Below are 7,902 nucleotides of genomic sequence, written 5' to 3'. Positions count from 1 at the left end.
GCCTACCGCGGGGCCGCCCGCGAGGCCGGCACGTTGGATTTCGCTGAGGCCGCCTCGATTGCGGCAGCCCACCTCGAGACGACGGGGGAGCGGCCCGCCCGGCACGTGCTGGTCGACGAGGGGCAGGACTTCAAGCCGTGCCACTGGCAGCTGGTCCGGGCGCTGGCGGCCGAGGCGCATAACGACATCTTCGTCGCCGAGGACGCCCACCAGCGGATCTACGGGCAGAAGCTGATGCTCTCGGCGTACGGGATCCGGACGCAGGGGCGGTCGCGGGGGCTGAAGCTCAACTACCGCACCACGGCGCAGAACCTGGCGTGGGCCGTCGGTGTGCTGACGGGGCAGGAGGTCATCGATTCCGACGGCGAGGCCGAGACCATGGCCGGCTACCTGTCGGCGCGCACCGGGCCGAAGCCGGAGGTGCGGCCGTTCCCGACGCTGACGGCGGAGCTGGACTTCGCGGCGGACCTGGTGGGGTCCTGGGTGGGGAGCGGTGAGGTGGCGGCTGAGACGGTCGCGGTGCTGGTCCGCGACCGGGTGACTCGCGACCGGGTCGTCGCCGGGCTGGGGGAGCGGGGCGTCGAGGTCCGGGCCCTGGAGGCGGGGACGGTGAGGCCCGGCTACCCGGTGGCGCTGACGATGCACCGTGCGAAGGGCACGGAGTTCGCGCGGGTGCTGCTGTTCGGGCTGAGCAAGGACTCGATGCCCATGGGGTTGAAGGCCTACGACTACGACGACGAAGAGCTCAGCGAGGCGCAGCTGCGGGAACGGTCGCTGCTGTATGTGGCGGCGTCCCGGGCACGCGACGAGCTGGTGGTGACGTACAGCGGCACCCCGTCGTCACTGCTGCCAGCCTCCGCCTGAGCGGTGGGCACGTACGCGAGGAGCCTGGGGCTGGACCGTGGGTCGAGTTCGGATCCGATGGTCGGGTGGTTGGTTATCGTTGACCTCGATGTCATACTGGTACAAGAAGTAGTACCAATGGAGAGGGGTGGCCATGGCTGTCACCGCAAGTGAAGCTCGCAAGAACCTGTTTCCCCTGATCGAGCAGGTCAACGAAGACCGCACGCCGGTCGAGATCACTTCCCGGCGGGGTGATGCAGTGCTCATGTCCCGAGCTGACTACGACGCGCTCGAGGAGACTGCTCACCTGCTGCGGGTTCCCGCCAACGCACGTCACCTGCTCGAAAGCCTTGCCCAGGCGCATGCAGGGCAGCGCGACGAGCACGACCTCATTCGATGAGGCTGGTCTTCACGCCGAACGGGTGGGCGGACTACACGTACTGGTTGGCAGCCGACCGGCAGACACTCACACGGATCAACCGCCTCATCGACGACGCGCTGCGCGACCCTGTCAGCGGAATAGGTAAGCCCGAACCACTGCGACACATGCTGGCCGGTGCGTGGTCCCGACGGATCACCGAGGAACACCGCCTGGTCTACCTGGTCGACGGCGACGACCTGATCATCCTGCAGGTCCGCTTCCACTACAACTGACCACAGATGCCGCGAAGTTGGGCGCGTCCCGCCCCTGCCGGTGCGGCGCCTCTGGATCCTCCTGAGCACCCCGTCGTAACGTCTGATTCCGCCGCCAGTGGTCAGCGCCAAGAAGCTAGGCGCGCCGACACTTCCCGAAACGTCGCGGTCCCGCTGGCGACCGCGACTACCACGTCGTACGCCTCGTCGTCAGGTCAGGCGCCGAAGGCCGCGCGACCCTGTGTGGCGGAGGTACCCAGATCGCTCTTGGGGAGCGCATCGCCGGCGGTGACGGCCGTAGTCCATGCCTGAGTGGTCGCTACGGCGGCGAAGTTGGAGTGCAGGAGCACGAGCAGGGTCTCGTGAAGCTGGTCCGCGGAGACCTGGCCGGCCTCGTTGGCCAGGTGGATGGCGCCGGTGGCATCGGAGAGGATCTCTGCCGCCAGGCCGAGCTCCTCGGCGCCCACGGCCGTGGCGATGTCGCAGTTGTTGGTCATGTAGCCGACGATCGTGACGGTGTCGACCTCACGTTCGGCCAGCCACTGGGCCACGTCGGTGCCGGCGAAGACGCTGCCCTTGTCCTTGCTGACTCGCTTCCAGGAGGGGTTCAGGCGCTCCTCGATCTCGGGGTGCAGCGACCAGCTGTCGCTGCCGACGGCGAACACGGGTGCGCCCTGCGGCAGCTCGTGCTGCACGACGACAACGGGCAGCTCCTGCTGCTCCGCGACCTCGAGTGCGGCCACGATGTTGGCGAGCGTCTGGTCGCGCGGCGGGGCCTGGATCTGCAGGATCCCGGTGAAGTACTCCTGCTGGACGTCGACGGCGATGAGTGCTCGGCGGGGGGCGGTCATGGTTTCTCCTACTGCTGGCGGAAACTGTCTTGATCCATCATCGCCAGGGCCGATGGGATATCGCGAGTGGCACAAAAGACGTTCTTCGATGGAATCAGGCCAATCATGCGCATTGCCGTTCATGCCTTCGACGGCATCACGATGTTCCACCTCGCCGCCCCCTTGCTCGTTTTCGGTGAGGTCGGCCGTCAGTGCCTGGCCGCGGGGTGGGGTCCGGTCGTGTGGACCCGCGACGGTCGCGGCATCCGGACAGCCGAAGGCCCCCGCATCGAGGACGTCAGGGGCCCAGACGCGGTGGAGGACGCCGACCTGGTGGTCCTGCCATCCTGGCCGATCGATCTGCCCATGACCGACGAGCCCCTCACAGCCAGGATCCGCGCCGCGCACGCACGCGGAAGCCGGATCGCCGGCCTGTGCCTGGGGGCCTTCCCGGTGGTCGACAGCGGCCTGCTCGACGGCCGCGAGGCCGTGACCCACTGGGGCTCAGCCGACGTGCTCGCACGCCGTCGACCCGAGGTGAAGGTCCAGCCCGCCGCGCTCTACGTCGACCACGGGGACGTCCTCACCTCGGCCGGCACAGCGTCGGCCATCGACGCCTGCCTGCACATTGTCCGATCCCACCTGGGCTCCGCCGCCGCAGCCGCCGTCGCCCGCAGCCTCGTCGTCGCACCCCACCGCGACGGCGACCAGGCCCAGTACATCGATCGCCCGATCCCACAGCCAGGGGGAGTGGGGCACCTCGGGCCGACCATCGACTGGGCCCTGGCCCACCTCGACCACGAGCTCACGGTCGACGACCTCGCGGCCCACGCGCGCATGAGCCGCCGCAACTTCACCCGCCGGTTCGCAGAGGCCACGGGCACCACCCCCGCGCGCTGGGTCCTGGCCCGCCGCCTCGACGAGGCCCGGCGCCTCCTGGAGACGACGGCGTGGCCCGTCACGCGCATCGCCGCCGCCTGTGGCTTCACCAGCGTCGTGACGTTCAGGCAGAACTTCACCGCCACCTACGCCACCACGCCGACCTCGTATCGCCAGCGATTCTCAGCTCCCTCGACGTGACGCTCTTCCGACCGTGGAGAACCGCATAGCATCGCTGCATCACAAGGGACGAGGTGCGATGAAGTTGGTGGAACGGGTAGCCGATGGCCTGGCGCGGGGGGTGCGGGGGTGGATGGCCATGGCCGCGGCGGTGCTGTTCGCGGTGTTCACCGCGACGGTGCTGCCCGCCCAGGCTGAGGCCGGGGCTTTCTACACGGTCCGCTACAACGCCCCGGACACATCCCTGTGGTACTCCCCGGACGATCTTTACGCAGCGGCCGAGGCGTGGGGGCGAGACGGTCGAGCCGCCTACGTCTACGCGCGCGTCACGTTCGATGTCATCTGGCCGCTGGTGTACGGGGCGTTCCTGGTGACGACGCTCGCCTGGGTCTGGGCGCGAGGGACAGCTCCCGGGAGTCGGTGGCGAGGGGTGGCCCTGCTGCCGGTGGTCGCGGTGGCGCTGGACTACGCCGAGAACATCTGCACCGCGACGGTGATGGCACGCTATCCGGCCCGGACGCCGGTGCTCGCGGAGCTGGCGCCGTTCTTCACCGCTGGCAAGTGGCTGGCCCTATCGGCCAGCTTCATGCTGCTGGCGCTCGGCGTGATCGTCGCCATCGTGGCGCGGTTCCGCCGACGCAGTTCGCGCCCGCCCCGACCGGAGTTCGGAGTAGAACCATGATGCGACTGAACATGGCGGTGTCGCGCGAGGTGCGCGCCGAATTGGATCGCCAAGAGCTGAAGCCCAAGGCCATTACATTCTGGCTGAACTGCAGCGACACGAAGGCCAGAACCCTGTGTGCTGGAAACTCTGTCTGGACGATGCCAGACCTGGAGGACGTCTGCGAGGGCCTCGGCGTCGAGGTCTCGGAGATGCTGTCTCGCTGCGCGACTCGCCTCCAAGCCCCTTGAGCCTGGGGCCGTTGCGTGGATGCAGGGGCTGATGGCCACGGCCGACCCCGTCGTCGGGGAAGGGGCCCACAGCTGTGGCGCGCCGTGTTTCGTGATTCGTGTTTCGGGACGCGGGTCACGAAGGCCACGGTCCGGCCGGGTTCTCCGTGCCGTGCCACGGCGGGGCAGCCGGTCAGCCGTCGGAACGTCCTCGCCCGTGGACGGGGCCGAGGGCGGGGAGCACAATCGAATCGACCTCCCGCGGATTCTTCGGTCACCCGGGGCGGACGTTAGCCGAGCGGAGGTGTGCCGTGATCGACGGCAGGGCGCAGTTGTCGACAGGGATCTCGGTCGCCTATACGTCTGTGGGGCCGGAGGGCGCGCCGGTGGCCGTGCTACTTCACCCATGGCTCGAGTCCCGCCAGTCCTTCGGCCCAATGCTCCCTTCCCTGAGCACACGCCTTCGGGTCCTGGCGTTGGATCAGCGCGGGGCTGGGGAATCCGACAAGCCTGCCACCGGCTACGACGTCAAGAGCCTGGCCGCTGATGTCACCGCGTTCATGGACGAGGTTGGCGTCGACTCTGCACTGCTCGTCGGCGCGTCGAGTGGTGGGTACGTGGCGCAGGAGGTTGCGGCGTCGGCCCCACGGCGCGTGACGGGGCTCGTTCTCGCCGGCGCGCCGCGGTCGTTGGAGGGCCGGAGGCCGCCCTTCGCCGACGAGGTCGAGGCGCTGCGGGATCCGATCGATCCGGAGTGGGCCGCGCGGTTCACGGCATCTTTCACCCATGGGTCGGTGAGCGACGAGTTCCTCGCCGCGAGGACGCGCGACGCGCTGACTGTCCCTGCCGCCATCTGGCGGGCGAGCCTGGCCGGCCTTCTTTCGTCGCCGACCCCCGCAGCCGATCGGATCGTCGCCCCGACGCTGATCGTCAGCGGCGCCCACGACTCGGTGCTGGGCATCGATGATGCTCGAGGGCTGGCGGCGACCATCCCTCGAGCGACGTGGATCGAGTACGAGGACACCGGCCACGTGGTCATCTGGGAGCAGCCGGAGAGGCTGTCGGCCGACATCCTCGAGTTCGCTCAGCACGCCTGCCCGCCCACGCAGGTCTGACCTGAGGGCGGATGCATTCGGAATGCTGTCGGTGACGGTGAAGGGCCTGCAACCTATCCGGGGGCCTGTTTCGCGTGCGCTGTGAGGATGCCCAGCCGCGCGACGAGTCGCCGCATCGTGGGAATCCCGCGGCAGGTGACCGGGACTCCGATCAGCCGGGTCAGTACCGGTCCCGCGGAGATTCCTGAGCCCGTGGTACTCGTGACGGCGTGGCTGTGGGTGAGTGTGTGCACGACGAGTTCGCCGGTAGGAACTCGTTCGATGAGCGGCAGCGCGAGCTCCAGGAGCGAGGGGGCGTCGAAGAGGGCGACCTCCCCGGCCGTCAGGCCGGGGTCAATGCGTCCCACTGCGTCGATGAGCCAGGCGGCCGAGCGGACCACGACGAGGTCGGCGTAGCCGGTGACTGCGGTGAGGCGGGTCACGACGGACTCCGCGAGTGCTGCCGGTTCGTCGCCGGCGAAGATCACGGTGCCGTTGGTCTGGAAGTTCAGAGCGCTGGTCGCGCCGGCGGCTGCGAAGGCATCCAGCAGCTCGGAGCTGCGTGGCGATCGGCTCCGCGCCTGGCCGAGGTTCATGTTCCGGAAGAACGCCACCTGCATGCTCACGTCCTCGATCATTCCATGCAGATCCCGTCAGACATCCGCCATGGCCGCTCACATTGGTTGTGGAGAGGGCCATCGCGCGCGGTGGGAGCTTGGGTGGTGTGCCACGCTTGCGGCGTGCCTGTTCTCACCCCCACTCAGTCACTGCAGACGTGCCCGCGCCGCGTGCTGGTGGCGGGGACCTCCGGGTCGGGGAAGACGACCCTGGCATCTCGAATCGCACGCCAGCTGGGCATTCCTCACGTCGAGATCGACGCTCTTTATCACGGTCCGAACTGGACTCCTCGGGAGTCGTTCCTGGCCGACGTGTCTGCACTCGTGGCCGATGACGAGTGGGTGACCGAATGGCAGTACAGCAGTGCCCGCGCCGTCCTGGCTGCCCGAGCCGATCTGGTGGTCTGGCTCGACTTGCCCGTCGCCACAGTGATGCGTCAGGTCACGGTGAGGACGCTGCGCCGTCGGCTGCGGAGCGAAGTGCTCTGGAACGGCAATCGTGAACCGTCGCTATGGACGGCATTCACCGAGCCTGACCACATCATCCGCTGGGCGTGGAAGACCCGTCGCCGGACAGCCGAACGAGTCGTCGCTTTGGTGGGCGAACGCCCCGAACTGCCCGTTGTCCGCCTGCAGTCGCACCGGGAAGCGCGAGCATGGCTCGCCGGGCCGCTCGCGTCGTCGTCGCCCTGAACCAGCGGCGTACCGCCTCCAAGCGCCGTGAGGTAAACGTCGGTTGCTCGAACGCGTACATCTGTTCGAGTCACCCCCGGGCTCGAGGAAACGCCTCGTGGAGTTCCCACTGCAGGTCGGCGAGCTGGGCCTCATCCAAGGGTCCGGGTTCGGTCAACATCGCCTTGAGCTTCTTGGGCCACACCACCGCCACGTCGTTGATGGCGAACGAGCCTCCGATGAGCGGCCAGTCCGCATCGACGAAACACAGAACGCCACGCACCGGCACCTCGGGGCGATCGGCCAGCGCTGCCCGGACCAGGGCGACCTGCTTCTGCATCCCCGTCACCAGGGCGCTGCGATCACGACCCCCGACGATCAGCGACTCGACGCGAGGCCGGATGAGGCCGCCCTCGACCCGAAGCGTTGGCCGTGCGTTGCGGTACCGCTTGGCGTCCACTACCACGACGCCGGTGGGGCAGACCGCCAGATGGTCGATGTTTGCCCGACTGCGCGGGATCCTCCGGTCATGCAGAACGCGCAGCGAGTCCCCTGCCATGGAGGCCAGCATCTCGCTGAGCATCCGTTCGCCCTCAGCGCCGACGGACCAGGCACGCGTGGACTGAGGATCGTCGAATACCGCAAGCAGGAACCGGCCCATGCGCGGATGGTTGCTCAACACACGCTCGCGACGGGCATCGTGGCGCCGCTGGTACTCCGCCGCCGCGGAAGCCCCTCCATGCCCGTCGACCGCCCCCAGGCTACGGGGAGCTTCCGCGTCTGCACGTTGACGTGCTGAGTGGGTGGCGGTGTTCGTGTGCGCTGAGTGGTCACTCACCTCGGTAGAGGTTGGCCCAGGCTGGTCGGTGGGAACCTGCATGCACGTCACACAGGTCACGGTCCTGCTGTCGCGGTGGTAGTTCGCTGTTACGCCGGCGCTCAGGGTGGCGCCGCAGGTCGCGCAGCATCCCGCGTAGCGAAGCCTCATCCGCTTCACGGCCATGACAGACGCTGGTTTCCCCTCCATAGCGACTCAACGTAGCGGTCAGATGGGTTGACGTGACCGCCTGGCTCGAAGAGCGTAGGGGAGAGAACCGATATGATCCCGACGCGTTGGATGACCGCCACGACACCGCCTGGCTGGGGAAGGGCGCGACGGGCAGCGTGACGCCGCTGCAGCACGCCGAGTGGCTCGGCTACGACCGCCTCGCTGCCATCCTGCGCGACGCTGCTCGCTGATACCATGCCGATTACCTCACACCG

The 7,902-nt window shown here is 68.4% G+C and carries 12 protein-coding genes; 9 read left to right on the top strand and 3 right to left on the bottom strand.

Annotated elements, in window-relative coordinates; genetic code table 11:
- The 3 genes from H5399_RS15840 to H5399_RS15830 form a co-directional block, all read left to right on the top strand.
- The coding region (locus tag H5399_RS15840) for a 3'-5' exonuclease (protein WP_182784349.1) at nucleotides 1–864 on the top strand (864 nt) is incomplete at its 5' end.
- A gap of 133 nt (nucleotides 865–997) precedes the next feature.
- Nucleotides 998–1,243 carry a type II toxin-antitoxin system Phd/YefM family antitoxin gene (locus tag H5399_RS15835; RefSeq protein WP_182781779.1) on the top strand — a complete coding sequence of 82 codons (246 nt, stop codon included), beginning with the start codon at nucleotides 998–1,000 and terminating at the stop codon, nucleotides 1,241–1,243.
- Nucleotides 1,240–1,497, top strand: coding sequence for a Txe/YoeB family addiction module toxin (locus tag H5399_RS15830; RefSeq protein ID WP_182784347.1), 258 nt, complete (start codon nucleotides 1,240–1,242; stop codon nucleotides 1,495–1,497). The genes H5399_RS15835 and H5399_RS15830 overlap by 4 nt, the downstream gene beginning before the upstream one ends.
- 194 nt (nucleotides 1,498–1,691) lie before the next feature.
- Here the strand turns inward: H5399_RS15830 and H5399_RS15825 are convergent, their stop codons facing one another.
- Nucleotides 1,692–2,327 (bottom strand): isochorismatase family protein, encoded by a 636-nt coding sequence (locus H5399_RS15825; protein ID WP_182784345.1) that lies wholly within the window; start codon nucleotides 2,325–2,327, stop codon nucleotides 1,692–1,694.
- A gap of 105 nt (nucleotides 2,328–2,432) precedes the next feature.
- On the opposite strand from H5399_RS15825, the gene H5399_RS15820 reads away from it, so the two are divergent.
- The 4 genes from H5399_RS15820 (at nucleotide 2,433) to H5399_RS15805 (ending at nucleotide 5,371) form a co-directional block, all read left to right on the top strand.
- Entirely contained in the window at nucleotides 2,433–3,386 is a 954-nt protein-coding gene (locus H5399_RS15820) for a GlxA family transcriptional regulator (protein WP_182784343.1), read from the top strand.
- A gap of 58 nt (nucleotides 3,387–3,444) precedes the next feature.
- The gene (locus H5399_RS15815; RefSeq protein WP_182784341.1) at nucleotides 3,445–4,047 is read left to right on the top strand and encodes a hypothetical protein; all 603 of its coding nucleotides are present in this window, start codon (nucleotides 3,445–3,447) and stop codon (nucleotides 4,045–4,047) included.
- The gene (locus tag H5399_RS15810; RefSeq protein ID WP_182784339.1) at nucleotides 4,044–4,277 is read left to right on the top strand and encodes a hypothetical protein; all 234 of its coding nucleotides are present in this window, start codon (nucleotides 4,044–4,046) and stop codon (nucleotides 4,275–4,277) included. Before H5399_RS15815 ends, H5399_RS15810 begins: the two co-directional genes overlap by 4 nt.
- A 290-nt stretch (nucleotides 4,278–4,567) precedes the next feature.
- Nucleotides 4,568–5,371, top strand: a complete 804-nt coding sequence (locus tag H5399_RS15805; RefSeq protein ID WP_182784337.1) for an alpha/beta fold hydrolase — start codon at nucleotides 4,568–4,570, stop codon at nucleotides 5,369–5,371.
- Nucleotides 5,372–5,424: 53 nt separating this feature from the next.
- On the opposite strand, the gene H5399_RS15800 is transcribed toward H5399_RS15805, so the two are convergent.
- Complete coding sequence (locus H5399_RS15800) at nucleotides 5,425–5,976, bottom strand: DUF1697 domain-containing protein (RefSeq protein ID WP_182784335.1); 552 nt, start codon at nucleotides 5,974–5,976, stop codon at nucleotides 5,425–5,427.
- 114 nt (nucleotides 5,977–6,090) lie between these two features.
- On the opposite strand from H5399_RS15800, the gene H5399_RS15795 reads away from it, so the two are divergent.
- Complete coding sequence (locus tag H5399_RS15795) at nucleotides 6,091–6,660, top strand: AAA family ATPase (RefSeq protein ID WP_182784333.1); 570 nt, start codon at nucleotides 6,091–6,093, stop codon at nucleotides 6,658–6,660.
- A 70-nt stretch (nucleotides 6,661–6,730) separates the two neighbouring features.
- Here H5399_RS15795 and H5399_RS15790 read toward each other — a convergent pair whose 3' ends face one another.
- The gene (locus tag H5399_RS15790) at nucleotides 6,731–7,300 is read right to left on the bottom strand and encodes a nuclease-related domain-containing protein (protein ID WP_182784331.1); all 570 of its coding nucleotides are present in this window, start codon (nucleotides 7,298–7,300) and stop codon (nucleotides 6,731–6,733) included.
- 452 nt (nucleotides 7,301–7,752) lie between these two features.
- Between H5399_RS15790 and H5399_RS18280 the strand changes: the two genes are divergently transcribed.
- Nucleotides 7,753–7,878 carry a hypothetical protein gene (locus H5399_RS18280; protein WP_255422381.1) on the top strand — a complete coding sequence of 42 codons (126 nt, stop codon included), beginning with the start codon at nucleotides 7,753–7,755 and terminating at the stop codon, nucleotides 7,876–7,878.
- Nucleotides 7,879–7,902: the final 24 nt, after the last annotated feature.

Origin of the sequence: Tessaracoccus sp. MC1627 (assembly GCF_014164725.1) — a bacterium.
In the GTDB taxonomy this organism is placed as follows: Bacteria; Actinomycetota; Actinomycetes; order Propionibacteriales; family Propionibacteriaceae; genus Arachnia.
The sequence above is the reverse complement of the archived record's forward strand: the minus strand, read 5'-3'. Positions and strand labels throughout refer to the sequence as shown.

Excerpts from the sequence above, each read along its gene's own strand:
- H5399_RS15835 (WP_182781779.1), top strand. The coding sequence starts at position 998 with ATGGCTGTCACCGCAAGTGAAGCTCGCAAGAACCTGTTTCCCCTGATC.
- H5399_RS15830 (WP_182784347.1), top strand. The coding sequence starts at position 1,240 with ATGAGGCTGGTCTTCACGCCGAACGGGTGGGCGGACTACACGTACTGG.
- H5399_RS15825 (WP_182784345.1), bottom strand. The coding sequence starts at position 2,327 with ATGACCGCCCCCCGCCGAGCACTCATCGCCGTCGACGTCCAGCAGGAG.
- H5399_RS15820 (WP_182784343.1), top strand. The coding sequence starts at position 2,433 with ATGCGCATTGCCGTTCATGCCTTCGACGGCATCACGATGTTCCACCTC.
- H5399_RS15815 (WP_182784341.1), top strand. The coding sequence starts at position 3,445 with ATGAAGTTGGTGGAACGGGTAGCCGATGGCCTGGCGCGGGGGGTGCGG.
- H5399_RS15810 (WP_182784339.1), top strand. The coding sequence starts at position 4,044 with ATGATGCGACTGAACATGGCGGTGTCGCGCGAGGTGCGCGCCGAATTG.
- H5399_RS15790 (WP_182784331.1), bottom strand. The coding sequence starts at position 7,300 with ATGGGCCGGTTCCTGCTTGCGGTATTCGACGATCCTCAGTCCACGCGT.